Origin of the sequence: Allokutzneria albata, assembly GCF_900103775.1 — a bacterium.
Taxonomy (GTDB): Bacteria; Actinomycetota; Actinomycetes; order Mycobacteriales; family Pseudonocardiaceae; genus Allokutzneria; species Allokutzneria albata.
In genome coordinates, this window is sequence record NZ_LT629701.1 from 4,393,251 (window position 1) to 4,416,023 (window position 22,773).

Sequence of the window (22,773 nt, forward strand, 5' to 3'; positions counted from 1 at the left end):
GTCTCAGCCTCCGGTGAACGAGAGCCAGTCGTTGTAGAACACGCCGAGCCCGAGCAGGCAGCAGATCCCGGCCATCAGCCAGAACCTGATGATCACCGTGGTCTCCGCCCAGCCGGCCAGCTCGAAGTGGTGGTGGAACGGGGCCATCCGGAACAGCCGCCGCTTGGTGGTGCGGAAGATCGCGATCTGCAGCACCACCGACATCGCCTCGATGACGAACAGGCCACCGATGATGATCATCAGCAGCTCGGTGCGGGTGCTGATCGCCAGGCCCGCCACCAGGCCGCCGAGGGCCAGCGAACCGGTGTCGCCCATGAAGATCTTGGCGGGGGCGGCGTTCCACCACAGGAAGCCGACGCAGCCGGCCATCGCGGCGGCCGCGATCACGGCCAGGTCCAGCGGGTCGCGCACCCAGTAGCAGCCCGGGTCGAGCTTGACCGAGCAGTCGGAGCGGAACTGCCAGAAGGAGATGACGACGTAGGTGCCGAGCACCATCGCCGAGGAGCCCGCGGCGAGCCCGTCCAGGCCGTCGGTGAAGTTCACCGCGTTCGACCACGCGCTGACCAGCAGGTAGCAGAAGACGACGAACCCGACGGTGCCGAAGGAGACGATGGCGATGTCACGCGTGAAGGACAGGTGCACCGAGGCGGGCGTGAGCCCGGTCCTGGCCTCGCGGAACTGCAGCGCCAGCAGGGCGAAGGCGATGGTGACGACGAACTGGCCGACCAGCTTGGCCGTCTTGTTCAGGCCGAGGTTGCGCTGCTTGCGGATCTTGATGAAGTCGTCGAGGAAGCCCACCAGCGACAGGCCCGTGGTCAACAGCATCACCACGAGGCCGGACGCGGTCGGGCCGGATTCCGGCTTGGGGTTGGTGAGCTGGACGAACAGGTGGCTGCCGCCGTAGCCGGCCCAGATGGCGACGATGATCGCCACACCGCCCATGGTGGGCGTGCCGCGCTTGGTCTTGTGGTGCTGCGGGCCCTCCTCGCGGATCTCCTGGCCGAAGCCCTGCCGCGAGAAGACCTTGATCAGGTACGGGGTGAGCAGGATCGAGACGACGAGCGCGATGCCCGCCGCGATGAGGATGTTCCTCACTTGCCAGCCCCCTCAAGCAGCGCGTCCGCGACCCGCCACAACCCGGCGACCTTGGATGCCTTGACCAGCACCACGTCCCCTGGACGAACCTGATCACGCAGCAACGCGATGGCCGCGTCGACGTCCGGCACGAGAACGGACTCCTCTCCCCACGAGCCTTCCAGGTAGGCGCCCTGATGCATCGGGGCCGCCTCCTCTCCGACGACGACGAGCCGGCTGATGTCCAGCCGCACGGCGTACCGGCCGATCCCGTCGTGGGCGGCGATGTGATCGTCACCGAGCTCGCCCATCACTCCGAGGACGGCCCAGCCGCGCCGGGGTTGCTCCCCGTGCGTCATCGCGGCGAGAGTCTTCAGCGCGGCGCGCACCGATTCCGGGTTGGCGTTGTAGGAGTCGTTGACCACCGTGACACCGTCGGCGCGGGTGGTGACCTCCATGCGGCGCTGGGAAACCCGCTGCGCGCCGGAGAGCCGCTGAGCGACTTCCTCAACGCTCGCACCGAGTTCGAGCGCGACGGCCGCGGCGCTGAGCGCGTTGCCGACGTGGTGCTCCCCGTGCAGCCCGAGCGCCACCTGCGCACTGCCCTTCGGTGTCACCAAGAGGAATCGCGCCCGTGCCTGCTCGTCCAGCTCGACGTCCTCAGCGCGCACGTCGGCCTTCGGCGACTGTCCAACCAGGACGACCTTCGCCTTGGTGCGCTCGGCCATCGCGGCCACCAGGGGGTCGTCGGCGTTGAGCACCGCGACGCCCTCGGCGGGCAGCGCCTCGACCAGTTCACCCTTGGTGCGCGCGATGTCCTCCCGCGAACCGAACTCGCCGAGGTGCGCGCTGCCGACGTTGAGCACAACGCCGATCCGCGGCGGGGCGACCCGGCAGAGCTGGGCGATGTGCCCGACTCCGCGCGCGGACAGCTCCAGCACCAGGAAGCGGGTGTCCGGGTCGGAGCGCAGCGCCGTCCACGGGTGGCCCAGCTCGTTGTTGAACGACCCCGGCGGAGCGACGGTCGGGCCCATCGGGCGGAGCACCTGCGCGATGAGGTCCTTCGTCGAGGTCTTGCCGGAGGAGCCGGTCACCCCGACCACGTTCAGGTCCGCGTCCGCGGCCAGCCGGTCCACCACGTGGCGGGCGAGCGCGGCCAGCGCCGCGAGCACCGCGGCCCCGGACCCGTCGGTGTCCCCGGTGAGGGCGACGGAGCCGTGGTGGGCCTCGCTCACCGGCGGCACGATCACCGCGGGCGCGTCGACCTCACGGGCGGCGAGCACCCCGGCCGCGCCGTCCGCGACCGCCTTCGCGGCGAAGTCGTGCCCGTCGACCTTCTCCCCGGGCAGCGCCACGAACAGGCCGCCCTCGGTGAGCTGACGGGAGTCGAACTCGACGGAGCCGGTCACCACCGGGCTGCCGTCGGTGTTGTGCAGCCGGCCGCCGACCGCGGAAGCGATCTCGGCCAAACTGAGCGGGATCACGCGTGGTCCTTCCCGATGATGCCGAAGCGCTCGTCGATGGCGTCGGCGAGAACGTGCCGGTCGTCGAAGGGGTGCACGACGCCGGCGATCTCCTGTCCGGTCTCGTGCCCCTTGCCCGCGACCACGACCACGTCGCCGGGCCGGGCACGGCGCACTGCCTCCTGGATGGCGGCGCGGCGGTCACCGATCTCGACCACCTCGCCGCGCTGGTCCTCGGGCACGGCGAGCGCGCCCTCCACCATGGCCGCGCGGATCGCGGCAGGCTCCTCGCCGCGCGGGTTGTCGTCGGTGATCACCGTCAGCTCGGCGCGGCGCGCCGCCGCCTCGCCCATGATCGGGCGCTTGGCCCGGTCCCGGTCACCACCGCATCCGAGCACGACGATCACCCGGCCGTCGTTGCCCGCCCGGTCGATCTGGTCCCGCACCGTGTCCAGCACCGCGGACACCGCGGCGGGCTTGTGCGAGTAGTCCACCAGCGCCACGAAGTCCTGCCCGCGGTTGACCCGCTCCATCCGCCCCGGCACGTCCAGCTCGCCGATCGCACGGATGGTGTCCTCCGCGGCGATCCCGGCCGCGTGCGCGCAGGCGACGGCCAGCAGCGCGTTGCTCACGTTGAAGATCCCCGGCAGCCGCACCACCGCGTCGAGCTTGGTGTCGTCCGGCCCGACCACCGCGAAGGACTGCGCCCCGCTCGCCGCCACGGTGACGCCCTCGGCGCGCCAGGTCGCGTCCTCGTTCAGCGAGACCGTGATCGTGCCGTCCTTGACCAGGCGGCGGCCCCACTCGTTGTCGACGCAGACCACCTCCTTGGCCGCGCGCCCGTCGAAGAGGGCGGCCTTGGCCTGGAAGTAGTCCTCCATGTCCGCGTGGAAGTCCAGGTGGTCCTGCGAGAGGTTGGTGAACGCCCCCACCGCGAACCGCGTCCCCGCCGCGCGGCCGAGCGCGAGCGCGTGACTGGAGACCTCCATGGCCACGTGCGTGACCCCGCGCTCCACCATCACCGCGAACAGCGCCTGCAGGTCCGGGGCCTCGGGCGTGGTGAACGCGCTGTCCAGGCGCTGCCCGGCGATCACCGTCTGCACGGTCCCGATCAGCCCGGTCGTGTGCCCCGCTGCGCGCAGCCCCGACTCGATCATCGTCGTGACCGTCGTCTTGCCGGAGGTGCCGGTCACGCCCACGATCGCCAGCTTGCTGGAGGGATCTCCGTAGATCCGCGCCGCCAGCGCGCCCAGCACCCCGCGTGGATCGTCGTGCACCAGCAGCGGAATCCCCGCTTCGCGCAAGGCCGGTCGGCCCGCTCCCGCCTCGTCCGTCAGCACCGCCGCCGCCCCCGCAGCCAGTGCCTGCGCCGCGAAGTCCGCTCCGTGCGCGTTCGCGCCCGGCAGCGCGGCGAAGAGATCGCCCGGCCGCACGTGCTGCGCGCGCAACGTGGCGCCGGTGATCGCTGGATCTTGGGCGCTCAGCTCCAAGCGGGCGTCCACCAGCGCGGCGAGCTCGGACAGCGCGACGGGCTCGACGTGGCTGGGACGCGGCGGGGCTGTCGCCGCCTTGGGCGAAACGACCGGAGACACGTCGCGAAAGGCTACCGGCGCTCGGATCTCGCCCTGCCACCCCCGTGCGTTTGCCCCGCCGGACTGTCAATCCCCCGGACCGTGGACGCGCTCAGCCCTGACGCCGTCAACTACCACGCCCACCCCCGCGAATACGCCCTAGGCAATTGCCGGATTCAGGTCCTTCGATCTCGTGTCGTCCGATCCGGTGAGGCGCACCGAAGGGATCCCGTGCACCACCTCCTTCGTTAAGCTCTTCTGCGGGCCAGAGACGCAGGGGAGGCGTTTTCACATGTCCAAGCAGTACGCGCGCGCCGGGGGATGGCGCATCGACCTCGACCAGGTCCCCGTCGCCATCAAGATCTTCAACGACACTCTGCAGGACATCAAAGCCCTCACCATGCAGGCGGCCGATGCAAGAGGAATCCGGCCGATGGGCGATGACGACGTCAGCAAAGCGCTCGCCAAGGAAGTCAGCGAACGCCACCTCGATGGCCGTGGCGCGATCTGGGCCGCCGAACAACTGAGCACAGAGCTGACGAAGGTGGTCACCGCGTTGGAAGCGACCCGTCAGCATTATCGACGGCTCGAGAGCGCCAACCGCCACACCGTTTCCAGGTGATGAACGTGCGGCATCTGTCCGGTGCCATCATCACGTTGGTCATGGCGGCAGTGGCGGCCGCAGGGTGCACGAACACCCACATCGGGACCGCCGTCCCGCAGCCGATACCCAGCACGACCACGAGCAGCGCCGACCGACCGCGCGAGTTGAAGATCGACGGGTTCAAGTCGTGCGAGCTGCTCAGCGAGGCCCAGCAGGCCGAGCTCCAGATCAACCAGCCGCCGCACCAGCGAGAAGATCCGATTTTCAACTCGGACACGTGCAACTTCAACAATCACACCACTTCGACGACCCTCGGTCTCTACGTCATGCTGAAGCACGACGTGAGCCACTTCGCTCCGGGGAATGTCAACGGTGTGGCACGAGCAGTTCGCATCCTGGGTTTCCCCGGCTTTGAGGTGCGCCCGGAGGTCGACGAGCCGCCGCTACAACAATGCGCCGTGAACATCGGGGTATCAACGGGGCAGGTGCTGCGGTCGCAGTACATCACGCTGGGAGAGAAGCACGCTCTTCCCCAGGAGGAGGTCTGTCGCAGAGCTACACGTGGATTAGAACTGGCGCTGGGCAACATCCTCGCGAAGAAGTGAGGAACTCGATCTCGTGTCGTCCGATCCGGTACGACACACCGAAGGCGCCCTGCACGCGACCGCTTTCGTTACTCTGCACGTGGGCCAGAGACGCAGGGGAGGCGTTTTCAGATGTCCAAGCAGTACGCGCGCGCCGGGGGATGGCGCATCGACCTCGACAAGGTCCCCGCAGCCATCAAGATCTTCAACGACGCCCTCGACGAACTCAGCGAACTCACCAACGACGTTGGCTACGCGCAAGAGATCCGGCCGATGGGTGATGATCACGTCAGCCGGACATTGGCGGACGAAGTCAGCAGCCGCCATCTGGGTGGTAGCCGCGGCACCATCTGGGCCGCCGCCGCACTAGAAGGTGAGCTGACGAAGGCCATTCGCAGCCTCGAGAACGCCCGCCGGAACTATCGCCGAGCCGAGGACGCCAACCGTCATACCGTCTTCGGGGGATGAGCATGCGGCGCATCCGTGTCACCAGTCTCATCATCGGAGCGGCCTTGGCAACCACGCTCGCCAGCGGTTGCACGGTGGCACACGTAGGGGTGGCCAGCCCCCAGCCAGCACCGAAGGCGACCACTAGCAGCCCTGACCGCCCACGCGAGCTGAAGATCGACGGGTTTGCCTCGTGCGAACTGTTGAGCGAGTCTCAGCGACTGGATCTCCAGATATCCCGACCGCCGAACAAGCGGGAGGACTCGGTCTCCAAAGCCGATGCATGCGACTTCAACAACCACACCGACGGAACGTCACTGTCTCTCTACGTAATGCTCAAGCACGACATGGAGATGTTTGCCCCCGGCAACGTCAACGGAAAAGTTCGCTCTGTACGCGTGCTCGGCTTCCCCGCATATGAGATCGAGCTGGATTCGCGCGAGGACCCCAACCAGAGCTGCTCGGTGAACATTGGCGTCTCATCCGGCCAAGTCCTGCGTGGGCAGTACATGAGGTGGAAACGGCAGCAGCCGCTGCCCGATGGGGAGGTCTGCATCCGAGCGACGCGCGGCGTTGAGTTAGCGCTCGGCAACATCCTCGCCAAGAGCTGACAGGACAGATCGACAAGCCGAACGACACGGGGGGACGACGTGGACGTTAACCGGAACTGGATGAACTACTCGCACCAGGAACTGTTCGACGCCATCCATCGAGGGGCAGGGCCAGCGGGTCACCAGCCCGCGGCGGACTTCACGAACAAGTTCGCGTGGAAGTTGGACGGCGTGTACCGGGCGATGGGCGACGCGCTGCGCGGTCTGGGCGCGGTGTGGGAGGGGGAAGCCGCCGACCTGGCGACCGGGAAGATCGGCTCGTTGCAGACGTGGACGGCCGCGGCGGGCAACCGGACCAATGAGCGGACCACGAACATCCTCAACGGGATGAACGCGTTCGTGCACGCGCGGAACTCGATGCCGGAGCCGAAGAAGGTGCCGTCGCTGGAGGAGTTGGGCAACAGCAACGCCCTCGCTGATCTGTTCCAGTTGAAGGAAGATCACGAGGTCCTGGAGCGCTCCGCCCACAACGCGCACCTGCAAGCGGCTGCGGTGATGCAGGCGTACGCGGATGCGGTGAACGTTCCCGTGCCCGACTACGACGAGCCACCCCGCATCGGCGGTGGCGGCGACCCAGGGGGACCGAAGTCGGGGCCGGGTCCGATCGGTGGTGGCCGGGCGATTGCCCGTCCGCGGGGTGGGGATGTCGGTGTGGGGCAGGAGATCGGTGAGGGCGGTGGCGGTGTGGTGGTGCCGCCGATTCCGGATCAGCGGGGTGAGCGCGGTGTGGAGGTGCCGGACACCACGCTGGGTGAGGTCGAGCAGGCCGGCTACACGCCCCCGCCCTCCACGCTCGGTGGTGGCGGTGTGGGGTCGGTCGCGGGGCCCGGTGGCGGTGTGGTCGGGGGTGGAGCGGGCGCTGTCCTGGGTGGGCTGGTGCCGCGCGCGGGCATGCCGGTGGGCACGCCGTCGGCGCAGCCGCTTGCGGTCAGGCGGGCACCGTCTGCGGTCAGGCCCGTCGGGGGTGCGGGGGCGCGGCCGGGGTTCATGCAGCCTGCGTTGGGTGCTGGTCAGCGGGATGAGGATCAGGAGCACGAGCGTAAGTACGAGATCACCGACGACATCGTGGGTGAGTTGCCGATGGTCGCCCCACCCGTGATCGGCGAGTGAGCAGAAGATGATGATCACCATCTCCGACACCGCCTACCAGGTGGCATGGGAACACCTCGGGCTCGGCCAGATGCCCTTGGCACTGCTCGTCAATCCCCGCGGGGCCCGCCACGACGAGCGCGATGCCGTCGTGGCGGGCGCCTGGCAGGAGCTGCGCACGAGCGGACTCGTGGCCGGGACGGACCTCGACGAGCGGCTGGCGCGGTGGCTGAGGACGCTCGCCGCGCCGGACCGCCTCGTCGACGCCCGGCTGTGGCTCGGCGAAGAGGTGCGCGCGGTCGCCGCGGCGACCTGGGACGAGGACGAGGGCGTTCTGGCGGTTCTTCGCGACGGAAAGCTGCATCTGAAGCCGATCTACGCCACGGGGCTGGCGCGCGCGGCAACGGAACTACTCCCGGCGATAGGCCCCGGACCTGGTCATTCGGTGTCCGTGCCCAACGAAGCCCTTGCCAGGGCAGCACGCGAAGCCGGGAGCGACCCGCGGGCCCTGGCCGCCGCGCTCCGGAGCGAGATCTCCGCCGAGGACGCCGAGCAGCTGGCCCAGATGATCAAGTCGCCGGGGCAGCGCGGCCAGTTCGGGGCGAGCCTCGGGCGCAAGCGCGCCGACCACGTCGTCGCCTACTACGACACCGCGCACGGCCGGTACCTCATGGAGGACTCGCGGGGGTGGACCACGGTCAGCCCGGCCGACTCGCGGGTCCTGGTGCGCCAGATCGACCGGCTGACCAGTACCGCCAATTAAGCGAGAAGCATTCACATTTGCCGACGACCTCGCTAACGTCGGCGCCGGTGAGCTGTGACGGCGGTCACCGAGCATCGGCACCCGGGAGGTCGTTGTGCGCTGGTTGTCCGGAGATCGGCCAAGGGGGGTGCTCGGCGCGACGCTCGCGGTGGTCGTCGGCGCCGCCACCCTCGTCCAGCTCGGCGAGCCCGCCAGGGCCGCCGCCGACGGCCCGTACCTGGTGGGACGCGGTATCGCCGACGTCACCGGCGAGGCCGCCGAGCGCGGGATGATGGGCTACGCCAAGCTCGACCAGCGCACATCGGGAATCCACCAGCGGCAGCGCTCCCGGGCGTTCATCGTCGCCGATCCGGCCAGCGGCAAGCGGGTCGCGCTGGTCACCGCCGACCTCGGCATGGTCTTCGGCAGCGTGCGGCAGGCGGTGCTGCGCAAGCTCGCCGTCAAGCACGGCTCGCTGTACTCACCGGACAACGTGCTGCTCACCGCCACCCACACGCACGCGGGGCCGGGCGGGCAGTCGCACTACTCCCTCTACAACATCACCACGTTCGGCTACCACGGCAAGACCTTCGACGCCGCCGTCGACGGCATCGTCGAGTCGATCAACCGGGCGCACGACGACCTCGCGCCCGGGTCGCTGTCACTGGCCAACGGCGAGCTGAAGAACGCCAGCGCCAACCGCTCCCGGCGGGCCTTCGACAAGAACCCCGCGCAGGACCGGGCGGCCTTCCCGGACGGCATCGACCCGATGACCTCGCTGCTGCGGATGGACCGGGGCGGCAGGACGGTGGGCGCGATCAACTGGTTCGCCACCCACAACACGAGCATGACCGGCAACAACACGCTCATCAACGGCGACAACAAGGGATACGCCGCCTACCACTGGGAACGCGAGATCGCAGGCGCCGACTACCTCGCCGGGCAGCCCGGCCTGGTCACTGCCTTCGCGCAGACCAACGCGGGCGACATGTCGCCCAACCTCAACCTGAAGCCGGGCAGCGGGCCCACCGAGGACGAGTTCGCCAACACCCAGATCCTCGGCAAGCGACAGGCGGACGCGGCGCGGGCCCTCGCCGCGACCACCGGCCGCGCGCTCACAGGAGGCGTCGACTCGCGTCTGTCCTATGTGGACATGAGTGGGACGACGGTGCGACCTGAGTTCACCGGGGACGGCGCGGCACACAACACCTGTCAGGCCGCACTCGGTGCCAGCTTCGCGGCAGGGTCCACAGAGGACGGTCCGGGACCGGACATCTTCAAGGAGGGCGTTGGCAACAACCCGCTCATCGAACTCGTCACCAAGGCGCGCTACGTCGCCTCTCCGGAACTGCGCGCGTGCCAGGCGCCCAAGGACATCCTGCTCGACACCGGCGCGCTGAACCTGACGCCGAAGATCCTGCCGATCCAGCTCGTCCGCGTCGGACAGCTCTACCTGATCGGACTGCCGCAGGAAGCCACGATCGTCACCGGCCTGCGCTTGCGCCGCACCGTGGCCGAGCAGGTCGGCGCGCCGCTGCAGAACGTCATCGTCGCGGGCTACGCCAACGACTACGCCGGATACCTGACCACTCCGGAGGAGTACGACCAGCAGGACTACGAGGCCGGTCACACCATGTTCGGCCGCTGGAGCCTGCCCGCCTACCAACAGGAGTTCGCTCGCCTGGCCGCTGACATGAAGGCGGGACGCCCGAGCGCCGCCGGTCCCACGCCGCCGGACATGTCGGGCTCGGTGTGGACGTTGCAGCCGGGCGTCGTGCTGGACGCGCCGCCGATCGGCGGCAACTTCGGCGATGTGGTCACCGCGCCGAAACCGAGCTACGCCAAGGGACAACAGGTCGTCGTGGAGTTCGCCGGAGCCCACCCCAACAACGACCTGCACCGCAACGGCACCTTCGTCGAAGTGCAGCGCCAGGAAGGGACGGCGTGGAAGCGCGTCGCCGACGACGGTGACTGGTCGACGAAGTTCCGCTGGGCGAGGTGGGGCGTCGCGGCATCGCGGATCACCGTGTCGTGGGACGTGCCCAGCACCGCACAGCCCGGTAACTACCGCATCGTCTACCGCGGGGACGCGAGGAACCTGGCGGGCGCGGTGAGCCCGATCAGCGGCACCTCGCCGGCATTCACCGTCACCTAGCTGTGCTGTTTCCCCCGCGCGGCCGAGCCGAACGCAGTAGCGTTGGCCGCCGGGGGAGGTAGATCGTGGGATTCACCGTTGTCACTGACGCGCTCCGCGCCGCGGCTCGGACAGCGCGACGCGCGGGGGAAGGTGCGGGGGCGGTCAACGTCGCCGCCGAAGCTGACCAGATCGCCGCGGCGATGCCGGGAGGTGCCGCAGCTGCGGCCGCCGCCAAGCTTGCCGTGCACTGGAAGTCGAGCGTTTCCACGTGGGCGCAGGACGTCCAGGCCCACGCGAAGCGCTTGGAGGACAGCGCGACGCTCTACGAGAAGAAGGACGCACAGTCCCGCGACGGCATCGTGGGAGGGACGTTCTGATGGTCTCCGTCAGCGATGTGCGTCGATGGCGGCAGCCCACTCTCGACGCCGCTTTCCAAGCACTCGGTTCGCGCCGGGACACCCTCGTCGGTTTCGACGACGAGCTGCACGGGACGAAGTCACCGCCCGGCTGGAGCGGACCCGCGGCGGAGGCAGCCACCAAGCACCACGGCGAGCTGACCGAACGGATGCGACGGCTCGTCGCCGGCATCTCCGCCGTGCGCCGCGCCGTCGGTGAGGCCGCCGACGCCGTCAAGGCCGTCCAACGCGCCCTCGGCGACGCCGAGCACATGGCCGGCAAGCACGGCTTCTCCATCGCCGACGACGGCAAGATTTTCGACGTCGCCCATCCCCGCCCGACCGACGAGACCCAGATCCGCGAGCGTCTCTTCATCCGGATCGAGCTGGCCGATCGCGTCGAGCAGGTGTTGCGGCGCGCCAACGACATCGACGCCGACCTCGCCGCCGTTCTCGAGCGCGCCGCACTCGACCGCATCGACGATGGCTGCGGCACTTCACTCAACGACGCTTCCCTTGCCGGACAAGCAACTGGTGGGCTCTCCACCATCGGTCCCCCGAAGGGCGGCTCCCCCGATGACAACGCGGGCTGGTGGTCGTCGCTGTCCGACGCCGAACGAGCCGCGATGCTCAAGGAACACCCCGACTGGCTCGGCAACCTCGACGGCCTGCCCGCCGTCGTCCGCGACCAGGCCAACCGCGCGCAGCTGCCCGTCGAACGCGCCAAGCTCAACGAGGAAGTCTCGCGCCTGGAGAAAGAGATCCACGACATCGGGCAACGCATGCTGCGGTCCAGCAGCGAACGCACGGACCTGTCTCTCGCTCACCAATTGGCCGCGGCAAGGGCGAAACTCGCTGCTACGCAAGAGAATGTCGCCTCGTTGGATGCGATTGACAAGACACTGTCGAGAGGCGACCGGCAACTGCTTGTCTTCGACCCCTCAGGAGCACGACACAAGGCGGCCATCGCATCCGGCAACGTCGACACCGCCGAGCATGTCACCGTCTTCACGCCGGGGCTCGGAACCACAGTTCGAGGCGACATGCCAGCCTATGACGACCACATGAACAAGCTCCGCGATGTGGCGGAGAGGGCTTCCGAGCGCGAAGGTAAACCGACGTCTGTCGCGGCGGTGACATGGATCGGCTACGAAGCTCCTCAGGCAACTCTCGACGAACTCCTGAACAAGAACCGCTCGGTGATGAGCGATGCAGCGGCCAGGTCGGGAGCGGAAAAGCTCACCGGATTTCTCAATGGCGTTGACGCATCTCGAACAACCGATCCTCACCTCACCGCCATCGGCCACTCCTATGGTTCCCTGACCACGGGGCTCGCGTTGCAAAAGGGGACGGGCGTCGATGACGCGGTCTTCTTCGGTTCCCCAGGGCTGGGAACTTCCAACCTGGAGGATCTCAAAGTGCGACCAGGCCATTCGTGGGTGGTGGAGGCGCGTGGAGACCCCGTCGCCGAGTTCGGAACCTTCGGCCGCGACCCCGACCTGCTGGGAGCGGGCCTGCTGTCAGCGAAGGATGTCACATTGCCGGACGGCAGACATCTGAACGCGTCCGTCGGCCACGCCTCCGTCGAACCCAAGGTCGGCTACCTCGCACCGGGAACCACGAGTCAGTACAACATGGGCCTGGTCTCCGCCGGCCTGCACGATCTGGTCCAACGAGACAAGCCCCTCGGCCTCGGCGAACTCTTTCGCCAACGCGCACGCCGCGGGCCATACTGATGAAGCGGATCACCGCACTCACTCTTTGCTTTCTCATTCTCATCGGCTGCGGAGGCCGTTCGCGCATGAATGACCAATTTGAGACCCTCGCCCGGCGTCCCGACATCGACGTGGCCACCGAGCGATACCAGAAGATGCAAGAGGACGTCCGTGGCCGGATTTCGGCCGAACTCGGCCCAGTCGAGTGGAAGGTAAGGCGTCCGCTTAGCCGGTCAGGGTGCGCCGAGTTCCCTGACGTGTCCGAAGCCGAGAGCCGCACACTGGGCCTCTGGTACTTCACCAGCAACATCCCGGACGACAAATGGGAACGCGCGGTGAAAATCATCTCCGAGATCAACGCAGCATATGGATTCGGCCCACCCCGTCACATGGAGAACAGTCCAGGTCGCCACGAGGTCATCTCCGTCGACTCGCTGGGTGCCTCGTACACCCTAGGAACGAGCGTCCACACAACACTGATGCTGCACACTGGGTGTCACCTCGAAGCGAAGGCGCATCCGGCAAACGCTGGCAAGAAGACGCCATGAATGGCCCGACGCCGCAAGCGATCCGTCTCCGTGTCCACATGACACTGCTGATGGTGGCCGGGTTCCTGGCCGCAGGGTGGTGCTACTTGGTGTACCTGGCCAGACTCAACCTCCCCGAGACCCCTGCTCGACAGACAGCCGGAGCTGTTCGTCCTGATCACCCTCGGGGCGACCGGGGTCGGCTTGGTGCTCGGGCTCGGCGGTGGGTGGCCGTGGGCGGCGTGGGCACGCTCTACCTGGCCGTCCTCGTAACCCACCTGATCATCCTGCTGTGAAAGGGAATCAGCCGTTCTTCGGCAGCAGCTCCAGTGTCGGGGCGGCCGGGGACAGGGGGACGCGGTAGCGCTGGGCCACGTAGTCGGCCATGTCGTGGAACAGCGGCGCGGCCGAGGTGGCCTCGGAGGTCCCGGCCTTGGGCGCGTCGAGCATGATGCCGATGACGTAGCGCGGTTTGTCGGCGGGCAGGATGCCGGCGAAGGTGATCCAGTACGAGGAGTTGCTGTAGCAGCCGCAGTTCGGGTCGACCTGCTGCGCGGTGCCGGTCTTGCCGGTGATCTGGTAGCCGGGCAGCGAGGCGGCGGGGCCGGTGCCGCGCTGGCCGGGTACGTCCTGCACGACGGCGCGCATCATGTCGCGGACGGTGCGGGCGGTCTCGGGGCTGACGACGCGGACGCCCTCGGGGCGGGGCTCCTCCTTGCGGACCTTGTCGGGGCCGATCTCCGCCTTGATGATGCGCGGCGGGATGCGCAGGCCGTCGTTGGCCAGCGCCTGGTACATGCCCGCCATCTGCACGACGGTCATGGACAGGCCCTGGCCGATGGGCAGGTTGCCGAAGGTGGAGCCGGACCACTGGGAGCGCGGCGGCACGCGGCCGGAGGTCTCACCGGCCAGGCCGAGCCGGGTGCGCTCGCCGAGGCCGAACTTGCCGAGCATCTCGGCGAAGCGGTCCTGGCCGATCTGCTGCGCCATCATGAGCGTGCCGACGTTGGAGGACTTGCCGATCACGCCGGTGAAGGTCATCGGGATGGTGCCGTGGTTCCACGCGTCGCTGATCTCGCGGTCGGCGACCTTGATGCTGCCGGGCACCGACAGCACGGTCTGCGGGGTGGCCAAACCGAGCTCGATCGCGGTGGCCGCGGTGACCACCTTGTTCACCGAGCCGGGTTCGAACGGCGAGGTGACCGCGCGGTTGTTGCGCTGCTCCGGCTTGGAGTCGGCGAAGTTGTTGGGGTCGAACGGTTTGTCGTCGGCCAGCGCCATGACCTCGCCGGTCTTCGCGTCGAGCACGACGGCGCTGCCGCCCTTGGCCTCCACCCGCTGCACGTAGCTGGTGAGCATGTTCTGCACGGTGAACTGCAGATCGGTGTCGATGGTCAGCTGGAGGTCGGAGCCCGGCGTCGCGGGTTCGACCTCGCGCTCGGAGCCGGGGATGGTGACGTCGGCGCTGCCCGCCGCGGTGTCCACGACGCGCCTGCCGTCCTTGCCGGACAACAGGTTGTTCTTGTACGTCTCCAGCCCTTCCAGGCCGGCGGCCTTGCGCTCCTCCATGCGCCAGTTGGCGAAGCCGACGATGTCCGCGCCGACCTTGCCGGAGGGGTACTGCCGGATCTGCCGGTACTCGGCGCCGATCTCGCGGAACTTCTCCCGGATCATCCGCGCCTTGGCCGGCTCCACCCGGTCCACCAGGTACAGCCACTTGCTGTCGGAGAACAGCTTGCGCAGCAGCTCCTGCTCGTCGACCTGGTCGCCGAGCACCTGCTTCATGTAGGCGGCGATGTTGCGCTTGCGCTCGTCGGGGTCCTTGCCCGCCTTGCGCTGCTCCTCGACGATCAGCTGCGGCAGCGCGTAGAGCGCCTTCGCCTCCACGCTGAACGCCAGCAGGTTGCCGTCCCTGTCCATGATCGAGCCGCGCTGGCCGGGGATGTTCTGCACGGTGACGCGCTGCTTGAGCGACTTCTGCGACAGCGCCTCGGCCTCGAAGCCCTGCACCTGCACCAGGCGCAGCCCCGCGGCGACGAGCGCGACCACCAGGAACGCGCGCCCCACCACCACGCGGACGCGGTGGTCGCCCATGCCGTTGGGGTTGCGCCTGGGCTTGGTCCGCGGTGGCTTGGGTTTCGGCGCCGCGGCCCGCGCCGCTCTCGGAGCCGGACGCGGTCTGCCGGTTCGCCGGGTCGGGCCCTGCATCAGCCGCCTCCACCCGCCGGGGGCTGCTGGCCCGCGGGAGGAGCGGGCGGCTGCTGTTGTTGCTGCTGCTCGGCGGGCGGCTGGCTGCGCACGGAGGAGCGCGGCTTCTCGGCGGCCTTCGGGTCGCCGACCACGTCGACGGAGCCGTCCGGCTTCACCTGCAGGCGCGCGGGATCGCCCGCCGGGACCATGCCGCGCTCGCGGGCGCGCCGGTCCAGCTCGATCGGGGACTCCAAAGTGGACACTTCGCGGCGCAGCCGCTCCACGTCCTCGGCGCCCTTGCGCACCTCGCGCCGGGTCTCCTCCAGCTTGTAGGAGTCGGCGGCGGCGGCCGTGGACAGCCACAGCGAAGCGACGATGCCGGTGCCGAGCAGGCCCATCACCAGCAGCACGAAGGGCGCCCTCGGCGCGGGCGCGGTGCGGCGCTCGGGCGGTGCGGCGCCGGCGCGGTGCGCCCTGCGGGCGTAAGCGCGCTCGGCGGCTGCGGAGCGCCGGTGCTGGGCGGCGCGCTCGGCGGCCCGGTCGCGAACCGGCTGTGCGCCCTGTCCGCGCGGTGTCGGTGGTTCGGAACGCGCCGGTGCGGTCATGACGCCTCCCCGATTCGCTCGGCGGCGCGCAACCGGACGGAAGCCGCGCGCGGGTTCTGCGCGATCTCCTCCTCCGTCGCGGGCTCGGAGCCGCGGGTGATCAACCTGAACTCGGGCCCGTGGCCGGGAAGTTCGACCGGAAGGCCCGGTGGCGTGCGCGAGGTGGACCTGGCGACCAGCTCGCGCTTGGTGATCTTGTCCTCCAGCGAGTGGTAGGACAGCACGACCACCCGGCCCTCGGGGGCCAGTGCGTCCAGCGCGTTCGGCAGCGCCCTGCGCCAGACCTCCAGCTCCCCGTTGACCTCGATGCGTAAGGCCTGGAACGTGCGCTTGGCCGGATGTCCGCCGGTGCGCCTGGTCGCCGCGGGCACGGAGTCGTAGAGCAGCTGCACCAGCCGGGCGCTGGTGCGGAACGGCTCCTTGGCCCGCTCCCGCACGATGGCCGAGACGATCCGCTTGGCGAAGCGCTCCTCGCCGTAGTCGCGCAGGATGCGCACCAGATCGCCCGGCGCGTACTCGTTGAGCACGTCGGCCGCGGTGAGCCCGCCGGTCGGGTCCATCCGCATGTCCAGCGGCGCGTCCTTGGCGTAGGCGAAACCGCGGTCGGCCTCGTCGAGCTGCATGGACGAGACGCCGAGGTCGAAGAGCACTCCGTCGATCCGCTCGATGCCGAGGCTGTCCAGCGCCTGCGGCAGCTCGTCGTAGACGGCGTGGACGAGCTTGGCGCGGTCGCCGAACGGGGCGAGCCGGGCACCCGCCAGCTCCAGGGCGCGCGGGTCGCGGTCCAGTCCGACCAGCGTGACCTCGGGGAAGGCGTTCAGCATCGCCTCGGAGTGGCCGCCGAGGCCGAGGGTGCCGTCGACGACGACGGCGGGTCTGCCCGTGAGGGCGGGCCGGAGCAGGTCCAGCGTGCGGTCGAGCAGGACCGGGATGTGCGCGCCGCGCGCCGCTTCCGCCATGGCGGTCCCTCCCTTGCCCGACTCTTCGCTCAACGCTCTCGCGACCGAACCCACAACCCCTGTCTGTCTTGTGTGGACCGTCCACTATGGAAACCGCGCGTCGGGTGTCGCCAGGTCCCCGCCCGCTCGTCGGGCCTGGTACCGGGGAAGGTGCACCAGGACCGAGGGTTCGAGCGGACCGAGGCCTCACGGCACCCGAGCCACGACCACGCGCCGGGGTCAGAACATCCCCGGCAGGACTTCCTCCCTCGCCTTCGCGTAGTTCTCCTCGTTGTCCTCGAGGTAGGTCTGCCACGCCGAGGAGTCCCAGATCTCCAGGCGGGTGATGGCGCCGATGACGACGCACTCCTTGCTGAGCCCGGCGTAGCGGCGCAGCTCCGGGACGATGGTGATGCGGCCCTGCGAGTCCGGGCGCTGCTCGTCGGTACCCGCGAAGAGGTAGCGCTGGTAGGCGCGGACGGCCTCGTTGGTGAACGGGGCCTCGGCGACCTTGCGCGCCATCTGCTCGAACTCCGCCCGCGGGAAGACGTAGAGGCAGTGGTCCTGTCCCTTGGTGACCATCAGCCCCCCCGCCAACGCGTCGCGAAACTTGGCCGGCAGCGTGAGCCGGCCCTTGTCATCCAGCTTTGGGTTGTGGGTACCGAGAAACACCGGCTTCACCTCCCCACCGACCCGTGCGGACCGGCGGCGGGGACCCCGTTCTCCCCACCGGCCGCCACACTACCCCACTTTCCACCACAGTCAACGCGATCAAGCCCCGCTCCGCGGCCGCGCGCGTGGCGTTTTCGCAGTTCGGAAGGGGTGGGTCCGCGTGGGGGGTGACAGCGGCCCCATACCCTGCCGGCTTCCCACGACCGGGGGACGGGAGCAAGCGGAATTCCCCCTTTAGGGTGAGCAGTGACCGCGGCCATCCGGTCGCTGACGAGCAGCTGGGGCTGGGTGGGGCGGAGCGGGTTCCCGGACGGGGTGGGGACCTTCGCCAGGTTTTGACACACTGCGTGGCACGCTGCTCGTCGTTCGCCAGACGACCGCCGAGATCCGCTTGCGGGATCGAGCATCCACACGGGTTCCGCTCGCGGGATCGGGCATCGCCATGGCCATGACGCGCGGGCACCGCGGAAGCCGCACCACCATGGAGGTCTGTCGAGTGACGCCGAGTACCCAGCCGACCGCACCGCCCGGCCAGCCGATGCCGGAGCCGGACGGTGCCCCGCGCCCCGCCGACGTGCTGGCCGAGCTGCACGAGACCGCCCGGCGGATCGCGGGCAACGTGGAACGGGTGCTGGTCGGCAAGCCGGACGTGGTGCGCGTCGCCCTGGTGACGCTGTTGGCCGAGGGGCACCTGCTGGTCGAGGACGTCCCGGGCGTCGGCAAGACCTCGCTGGCCAAGGCGCTGGCCCGGTCGATCGACTGCACCGTCAGCCGCATCCAGTTCACCCCGGACCTGCTGCCCAGCGACATCACCGGTGTGTCCATCTACAACCGGCAGACCTCCGACTTCGAGTTCCGCCCCGGGCCGGTGTTCGCCAACATCGTGGTCGGCGACGAGATCAACCGGGCCTCGCCGAAGACGCAGTCGGCGCTGCTGGAGTGCATGGAAGAGCACCAGGTCACCGTGGACGGGCGGACCTTCGCCCTGGACTCGCCGTTCATGGTGATCGCGACGCAGAACCCGATCGAGATGGAGGGCACCTACGCCCTCCCCGAGGCGCAGCGCGACCGGTTCACCGCGCGGGTGTCCATCGGTTACCCGGACCCGCAGGCCGAGCTGGCCATGGTGGACGAGCACGCGGGGCACGACCCGCTCGCGGACCTGCGGCCGGTCTCCGACGCTGCGCAGGTGCGCTCGCTGGTGCACGCGGTGCGCCAGGTGCACCTTTCGCCGGAGATCCGCCGGTACTGCGTCGAGCTGGTCTCCGCCACCCGACGCCTGCCGGAGCTGCGCCTCGGTGCCTCGCCCCGGTCGACGCTCCAGCTCGTGCGGGCCGCGCGGGCGCAGGCCGCGCTGGTCGGCCGCGACTTCGTGGTGCCCGACGACATCCACGCGGTCGCGGTGCCGGTGCTGGCGCACCGCCTCGTGCTCACCGCAGAGGCGCAGGCCGCCCGCCGCTCCCCCGCTGACCTCGTTCGCGGTCTGGTGCAACGGGTTCCGGTGCCGCAGGGCGGTCCCGGGCCGGCTCAGCCGGGTCCGTACCAGCGCAACGGTCTACGGGGAAACAGGTAGATGCGCGGCGCGCTGTCCGGTCTCACCACCCGCGGCCGCTGCCTGCTCGCCGCGGGAATCGCCGCCGCGCTGTGCGCGCTCGTGCTCAACGAGCGCGACCTGTTGCGGGTGGCCATCTTCGCCGTGGCGCTGCCGGTGCTCGCCGCCGCGCTGGCCGCAGGCGCGCGGGTCGGTCTCGTCGCGCTGCGGCACGTGGTGCCCGAGCGCGTGCACGTGGGCAACACCGCCGAGGTGCGGGTGGAGCTGCGCAGCACCGGACGGGTCCCCTCGGGTGGGCTGCTGCTGGAGGACGGCGTGCCGTACGCGCTGGGCAGCCGGCCGCGCTTCGTCGTGGAACGCATGCCGCGCAAGAGTTCCGTGGGTCTGCGCTACCCGCTGCAGCCGGTGCTGCGCGGGGTGCACCAGCTCGGCCCGATGCGGGCGCGGATCACCGATCCCTTCGGCCTCGCGGAGTTCGAGCGCGAGCTGGGCGGGACCAGCAGGCTGATCGTGGCGCCGAAGATCGTCGGGTTGTCCGGGCTGCCGGTCGGCGCGGGCCTGGGCACCGGCGATGACGGCGCGATCCGGCTGCGCACCGGGCAGGGCGAGGACGACGCGATCGTGCGGCAGTACCGGCACGGCGACGACATGCGCAAGGTGCACTGGCGCTCGACGGCGCGGCGCGACGAGCTGATGGTGCGCGTCGAGGAACGCCCGTGGCGCGGCGGGATCGCGGTGCTGCTGGACGCGCGGGAGTCCGCGCACCGGGGCAGCGGTCCCAGCTCCAGCCTGGAGTGGGCCGTGTCGCTGACCGCGAGCATCTGCCTCCACCTGCACCGGCACGGCCAGCACGTCCGGCTGAGCACCGAGGACGGGCACGCGCTCGCGGGTGGGCACAGCAACGGCGGGCACAGCGACACCGAGGTGCTGGACGCGCTCGCGGCGCTGCGGCCGTCCCACCGCAGGGACCTGGCGTGCAGCGGCGACCCGGGGTCCGGCCGCGAGCTGATCGCGGTGCTCGGCGCGACCACGCCGTCGGCCGTGCACGAGCTGATCAAGTACCGGCAGCGGTCGGTGCGCAGCCTCGCGGTGCTGCTGGACGTCAAGAGCTGGGCGGGCTCCAGCGAGGAGGGGGCCGCCGATCCCAAGGAGGTCGCGCGCCTGCTGACCGCCGCGGGCTGGGGCGTGATGATCGCGGACGCGCGGACGCCGATGACCACCGTCTGGACGCGGCTGTGCCACAGCGCCGCGGACCGGATGGCCGTAGGGAAGGGCGGGACTGCCTGGTGAGCTCACGACACGCGGTGCTGGCGCCGTCGACGGAGCACGGCGCGGCGATATCGGTCGCTGCGGCGGTCTCCGTGCTGGGCGCGGCGACCGCGCTGTCCGCGGTGATCGACGGCGTGCGGTGGATCGGCTTCGTCGCCGTCACCATCGCGGTGGTGATCGCGGTCGGCACCGGCCTGCGCGCGATCCGCGCGCCGATCGCGCTGGTGGCGCTCGGCCAGGTCTGCGCGCTGACGTTCTTCCTCACCGCGGTGTTCACCCGCAGCGGGCTGTTCGGATTCCTCCCGGGGGACGAGGCGTTCCAGGAGCTGGGCGGGGTGCTCAGCGAGTCCGTGCAACAGGTGCGCACCGGCGTGCCCCCGGTGAGCAGCACCACGGCGATCCTCTGCCTGTCCGCGCTCGCGGTCGGCATCGTAATGATCGCGGTGGACACGCTGGCCACCGCGGCACAGGCCCCCGCGGCTGCGGGACTGGTGCTGCTGTGCGTGTTCGCCGTCCCCGCCTCGCTCGCCGACGAGATGCTGCCGTGGTGGTCGTTCGCGTTGGGAGCGTGCGGTTTCGCGCTGCTGCTGGTGGTCGACGAGGCGCAGCGGCACCGCCTGTGGCGCGGCAGGCTGGGGCTGCCCGCGCGCGGGCAGAACGGCGAGAAGAACGGCCGCCGTCGCGGCGGTTCCGGGTTCAGCGCGACGGTGGTGACCGCCGTCGGGCTGGTCGTGGCGATCATCGGCGGCTCCACGCTGACGCTGGTCGGCACCGCGGGCAGGCTGCCGGGAGTCGGCAGCACCTCGGGAACGATGGGGATGGGCATCAAGCCGTTCGCGTCGTTGCGGGGCCAGTTGGAGCGCAAGGCACCCATCGAGCTGTTCCGGGTCCGCGGCCTCGACGAGTCGACGTACCTGCGCTCCATGACGCTGCGGCACTACGACCGCAGGGCAGGCTGGTCGCTCAACGGCCCGCTCAACGGCACCCCGGTCAACGGCAAGCTGGCCACGGCGGGCACGAACCCGGAAAGCCTCGGCAGATCCAAGAAGATCGAGATCGAGACCGTCGGCTACACGGACAACTGGCTGCCGGTCTACGGGGTGCCCACGGCGCTGGAGGGTGTTCCCGACGGCTGGCGCTACGACCCCGGCGTCGGCGTGGTCTTCCGTGACGAGAAGGAGCGCGTCGAGCGCTACACGCAGCACAGCGTGCTGCCGAACCCGAGTCCGGAGACCCTGCGCGCGACGGGCACCAGGGTGGCGACGGAGGAGATCGGCGCCGAGTACCTGGAGATCGACGTCGACGCGCGCGTGATCACGCTGGCGAAGCAGCTCACCGCGGGGGCGCGGACCAACTACGACAAGGTCTTCGCGCTCCGCAAGCACTTCACCGATCCCGGCAACGGCTTCACCTACAGCCTGCAGACCGCGGCGGGCGGTGACTCCGACGGCCTGGTGGCCTTCCTGTTCAACGGCAAGACCGGGTTCTGCGAGCAGTTCGCGTCCGCGATGGCGGCCCTGGTGCGCGCCGCGGGCATCCCGGCGCGCATGGCCATCGGCTTCTCCCAGGGCTACGACGCGGGCGGCTACCAGGTGATCACCACCAGCGACGCCCACGCGTGGGTCGAGGTGCACTTCCCCGGCGTCGGCTGGACCAGGTTCGATCCGACGCCCCAGGGGACCGGGCGCGGCGTGACGGCGCCGTACGAGGTGGAGGGGTCGAGCGGCGGCAGCAGCCAGAACAACACCGAGCCCTCCGCGGGCCGCACCACGACTGCCCCGTCGAACCCGTCGAGCGCGCCCACCTCGTCGACCGCGCCGGTGGCCCCCGGCAACCGGGACGACCACGTGCTCCTCTTCGGTGCCATGCGGGTTCCGTCCGCGGTGGTGTGGTGGGAGATCCTGCTGCTGCTCGGCGTCGCGGGTGCGGTGGGAGCCGCCGTCGCGACGCGAGCGCGGAGGAAGAGGCGTCGGGAGGCAGCGCGATGAGCGCCCCAGTCGCGGCGGCGCCGTGGCGCGCGCGGTTGTCGAAGACCGTTGTCCTGCCGGAGTTCTGGGCCGCGACGGCGACAGGACTCGGCGTCACCGCCGTCCTGCTGCCCCTGTGGTGGGCGCTGCCGGGTCTTGTGTGGCTGCTCCTGCTGGTCCTGCTGGGCGGCGGTTATCTCGCGCTGCTGCCGTCCTGGGCACGCGGCGCGTTGCGGCAGCAACGGCTGGACGCGGTGGCCGCGGGCGGCGATGACGCGGCAGACGCGGCGTGGCAGGAACTGGTCGCGGCGAGTGCGGACCGCGGCACCGCCGTGGCCGAGACCGACACGGTTCGCGTCGCGGCGACGAAGTTGGCCCGCGAGCACAGCCTCGACGAGTCCGGCCGGGCCGGTCTGCGCGTCCTCGTCGGCGCGGTCGAGCGATCTTGGTACGGCGCGGGCGGTTCCGCCGGGCCCGAGCTCGCGGGCGCGCTGGACCAGGTGCTGGCGAGCCTCGCGGTGAACGCACCGATGTCCTTGCGCGCGAAGCTGTTCCCCCGTTCGGCGCTACCGTCCCGCTGAAACCACCAAGGGCCGCCGCACCGTCCCGGGAGAGGGAGGC

Annotated in this window: 22 protein-coding genes; 15 read left to right on the forward strand and 7 right to left on the reverse strand. The window is 70.1% G+C overall.

The features are described from left to right. Positions 1-3: 3 nt before the first annotated feature. From mraY to BLT28_RS19440, 3 genes are read right to left on the reverse strand one after another with little or no spacing between them, the layout of a single operon-like run. Positions 4-1,095: a phospho-N-acetylmuramoyl-pentapeptide-transferase gene (gene mraY / locus BLT28_RS19430; RefSeq protein ID WP_030430844.1), complete on the reverse strand. Its 1,092-nt coding sequence runs from the start codon at positions 1,093-1,095 to the stop codon at positions 4-6. Beyond that, positions 1,092-2,558 carry a UDP-N-acetylmuramoyl-tripeptide--D-alanyl-D-alanine ligase gene (locus tag BLT28_RS19435; protein WP_030430843.1) on the reverse strand — a complete coding sequence of 489 codons (1,467 nt, stop codon included), beginning with the start codon at positions 2,556-2,558 and terminating at the stop codon, positions 1,092-1,094. The genes mraY and BLT28_RS19435 overlap by 4 nt, the downstream gene beginning before the upstream one ends. Next, positions 2,555-4,129, reverse strand: coding sequence for a UDP-N-acetylmuramoyl-L-alanyl-D-glutamate--2,6-diaminopimelate ligase (locus tag BLT28_RS19440; RefSeq protein ID WP_030430842.1), 1,575 nt, complete (start codon positions 4,127-4,129; stop codon positions 2,555-2,557). Before BLT28_RS19440 ends, BLT28_RS19435 begins: the two co-directional genes overlap by 4 nt. Before the next feature lie 271 nt (positions 4,130-4,400). Here BLT28_RS19440 and BLT28_RS19445 point away from each other — a divergent pair, with 271 nt between their 5' ends. The 11 genes from BLT28_RS19445 (at position 4,401) to BLT28_RS40285 (ending at position 13,255) form a co-directional block, all read left to right on the forward strand. Then, positions 4,401-4,730: a PE domain-containing protein gene (locus tag BLT28_RS19445; protein ID WP_030430841.1), complete on the forward strand. Its 330-nt coding sequence runs from the start codon at positions 4,401-4,403 to the stop codon at positions 4,728-4,730. Further along, positions 4,730-5,317, forward strand: a complete 588-nt coding sequence (locus BLT28_RS19450; protein WP_231950871.1) for a DUF3558 domain-containing protein — start codon at positions 4,730-4,732, stop codon at positions 5,315-5,317. Before BLT28_RS19445 ends, BLT28_RS19450 begins: the two co-directional genes overlap by 1 nt. Positions 5,318-5,428: 111 nt before the next feature. Further along, positions 5,429-5,764 (forward strand): hypothetical protein, encoded by a 336-nt coding sequence (locus tag BLT28_RS19455; RefSeq protein ID WP_030430839.1) that lies wholly within the window; start codon positions 5,429-5,431, stop codon positions 5,762-5,764. 2 nt (positions 5,765-5,766) lie between these two features. After that, positions 5,767-6,354 (forward strand): DUF3558 domain-containing protein, encoded by a 588-nt coding sequence (locus tag BLT28_RS19460; protein WP_030430838.1) that lies wholly within the window; start codon positions 5,767-5,769, stop codon positions 6,352-6,354. Between the two features lie 39 nt (positions 6,355-6,393). Further along, complete coding sequence (locus tag BLT28_RS19465; RefSeq protein ID WP_157376089.1) at positions 6,394-7,464, forward strand: PPE domain-containing protein; 1,071 nt, start codon at positions 6,394-6,396, stop codon at positions 7,462-7,464. 10 nt (positions 7,465-7,474) lie between these two features. Further along, complete coding sequence (locus BLT28_RS19470; RefSeq protein WP_172806523.1) at positions 7,475-8,206, forward strand: ESX secretion-associated protein EspG; 732 nt, start codon at positions 7,475-7,477, stop codon at positions 8,204-8,206. A gap of 94 nt (positions 8,207-8,300) precedes the next feature. After that, a complete protein-coding gene (locus BLT28_RS19475) occupies positions 8,301-10,340 on the forward strand; it encodes a neutral/alkaline ceramidase (protein ID WP_156051166.1) in 2,040 nt (679 codons plus the stop codon). A gap of 65 nt (positions 10,341-10,405) precedes the next feature. Beyond that, positions 10,406-10,699, forward strand: a complete 294-nt coding sequence (locus BLT28_RS19480) for a hypothetical protein (protein ID WP_052407577.1) — start codon at positions 10,406-10,408, stop codon at positions 10,697-10,699. Beyond that, positions 10,699-12,453 (forward strand): alpha/beta hydrolase, encoded by a 1,755-nt coding sequence (locus tag BLT28_RS19485; protein WP_043812430.1) that lies wholly within the window; start codon positions 10,699-10,701, stop codon positions 12,451-12,453. Before BLT28_RS19480 ends, BLT28_RS19485 begins: the two co-directional genes overlap by 1 nt. After that, on the forward strand, positions 12,453-12,980 hold the full coding sequence (locus BLT28_RS19490) for an LppA family lipoprotein (RefSeq protein ID WP_081900458.1): 528 nt from the start codon (positions 12,453-12,455) through the stop codon (positions 12,978-12,980). The genes BLT28_RS19485 and BLT28_RS19490 overlap by 1 nt, the downstream gene beginning before the upstream one ends. 38 nt (positions 12,981-13,018) lie before the next feature. Further along, the gene (locus BLT28_RS40285; RefSeq protein ID WP_157376091.1) at positions 13,019-13,255 is read left to right on the forward strand and encodes a hypothetical protein; all 237 of its coding nucleotides are present in this window, start codon (positions 13,019-13,021) and stop codon (positions 13,253-13,255) included. A 7-nt stretch (positions 13,256-13,262) separates the two neighbouring features. On the opposite strand, the gene BLT28_RS19495 is transcribed toward BLT28_RS40285, so the two are convergent. The 4 genes from BLT28_RS19495 to mraZ form a co-directional block, all read right to left on the reverse strand. Beyond that, complete coding sequence (locus BLT28_RS19495) at positions 13,263-15,167, reverse strand: peptidoglycan D,D-transpeptidase FtsI family protein (RefSeq protein ID WP_030430832.1); 1,905 nt, start codon at positions 15,165-15,167, stop codon at positions 13,263-13,265. Continuing rightward, positions 15,167-15,754, reverse strand: coding sequence for a hypothetical protein (locus tag BLT28_RS19500; protein ID WP_052407576.1), 588 nt, complete (start codon positions 15,752-15,754; stop codon positions 15,167-15,169). Before BLT28_RS19500 ends, BLT28_RS19495 begins: the two co-directional genes overlap by 1 nt. Beyond that, positions 15,751-16,713 (reverse strand): 16S rRNA (cytosine(1402)-N(4))-methyltransferase RsmH, encoded by a 963-nt coding sequence (gene rsmH, locus BLT28_RS19505; protein WP_030430830.1) that lies wholly within the window; start codon positions 16,711-16,713, stop codon positions 15,751-15,753. Before rsmH ends, BLT28_RS19500 begins: the two co-directional genes overlap by 4 nt. 219 nt (positions 16,714-16,932) lie before the next feature. Further along, positions 16,933-17,364, reverse strand: a complete 432-nt coding sequence (mraZ, locus tag BLT28_RS19510) for a division/cell wall cluster transcriptional repressor MraZ (RefSeq protein WP_030430829.1) — start codon at positions 17,362-17,364, stop codon at positions 16,933-16,935. A gap of 538 nt (positions 17,365-17,902) precedes the next feature. Here mraZ and BLT28_RS19515 point away from each other — a divergent pair. The 4 genes from BLT28_RS19515 to BLT28_RS19530 are packed head-to-tail and all read left to right on the forward strand — an operon-like array spanning position 17,903 to position 22,733. Beyond that, positions 17,903-18,937 (forward strand): AAA family ATPase, encoded by a 1,035-nt coding sequence (locus BLT28_RS19515; RefSeq protein ID WP_231950872.1) that lies wholly within the window; start codon positions 17,903-17,905, stop codon positions 18,935-18,937. After that, positions 18,938-20,206: a DUF58 domain-containing protein gene (locus tag BLT28_RS19520; RefSeq protein ID WP_030430827.1), complete on the forward strand. Its 1,269-nt coding sequence runs from the start codon at positions 18,938-18,940 to the stop codon at positions 20,204-20,206. Continuing rightward, positions 20,203-22,173: a transglutaminase family protein gene (locus BLT28_RS19525; RefSeq protein WP_156051164.1), complete on the forward strand. Its 1,971-nt coding sequence runs from the start codon at positions 20,203-20,205 to the stop codon at positions 22,171-22,173. Before BLT28_RS19520 ends, BLT28_RS19525 begins: the two co-directional genes overlap by 4 nt. After that, on the forward strand, positions 22,170-22,733 hold the full coding sequence (locus BLT28_RS19530) for a hypothetical protein (RefSeq protein WP_030430825.1): 564 nt from the start codon (positions 22,170-22,172) through the stop codon (positions 22,731-22,733). The genes BLT28_RS19525 and BLT28_RS19530 overlap by 4 nt, the downstream gene beginning before the upstream one ends. The last annotated feature ends 40 nt before the right edge of the window (positions 22,734-22,773 follow it).

Coding starts and splice junctions, on each gene's coding strand:
- BLT28_RS19445 (WP_030430841.1), top strand. CDS start 4,401: ATGTCCAAGCAGTACGCGCGCGCCGGGGGATGGCGCATCGACCTCGAC.
- BLT28_RS19530 (WP_030430825.1), top strand. CDS start 22,170: ATGAGCGCCCCAGTCGCGGCGGCGCCGTGGCGCGCGCGGTTGTCGAAG.
- rsmH (WP_030430830.1), bottom strand. CDS start 16,713: ATGGCGGAAGCGGCGCGCGGCGCGCACATCCCGGTCCTGCTCGACCGC.
- BLT28_RS19470 (WP_172806523.1), top strand. CDS start 7,475: ATGATCACCATCTCCGACACCGCCTACCAGGTGGCATGGGAACACCTC.
- BLT28_RS40285 (WP_157376091.1), top strand. CDS start 13,019: ATGACACTGCTGATGGTGGCCGGGTTCCTGGCCGCAGGGTGGTGCTAC.
- BLT28_RS19460 (WP_030430838.1), top strand. CDS start 5,767: ATGCGGCGCATCCGTGTCACCAGTCTCATCATCGGAGCGGCCTTGGCA.
- BLT28_RS19490 (WP_081900458.1), top strand. CDS start 12,453: ATGAAGCGGATCACCGCACTCACTCTTTGCTTTCTCATTCTCATCGGC.
- BLT28_RS19450 (WP_231950871.1), top strand. CDS start 4,730: ATGAACGTGCGGCATCTGTCCGGTGCCATCATCACGTTGGTCATGGCG.
- BLT28_RS19500 (WP_052407576.1), bottom strand. CDS start 15,754: ATGACCGCACCGGCGCGTTCCGAACCACCGACACCGCGCGGACAGGGC.
- BLT28_RS19455 (WP_030430839.1), top strand. CDS start 5,429: ATGTCCAAGCAGTACGCGCGCGCCGGGGGATGGCGCATCGACCTCGAC.
- BLT28_RS19485 (WP_043812430.1), top strand. CDS start 10,699: ATGGTCTCCGTCAGCGATGTGCGTCGATGGCGGCAGCCCACTCTCGAC.
- BLT28_RS19495 (WP_030430832.1), bottom strand. CDS start 15,167: ATGCAGGGCCCGACCCGGCGAACCGGCAGACCGCGTCCGGCTCCGAGA.
- BLT28_RS19520 (WP_030430827.1), top strand. CDS start 18,938: ATGCGCGGCGCGCTGTCCGGTCTCACCACCCGCGGCCGCTGCCTGCTC.
- BLT28_RS19515 (WP_231950872.1), top strand. CDS start 17,903: ATGCCGGAGCCGGACGGTGCCCCGCGCCCCGCCGACGTGCTGGCCGAG.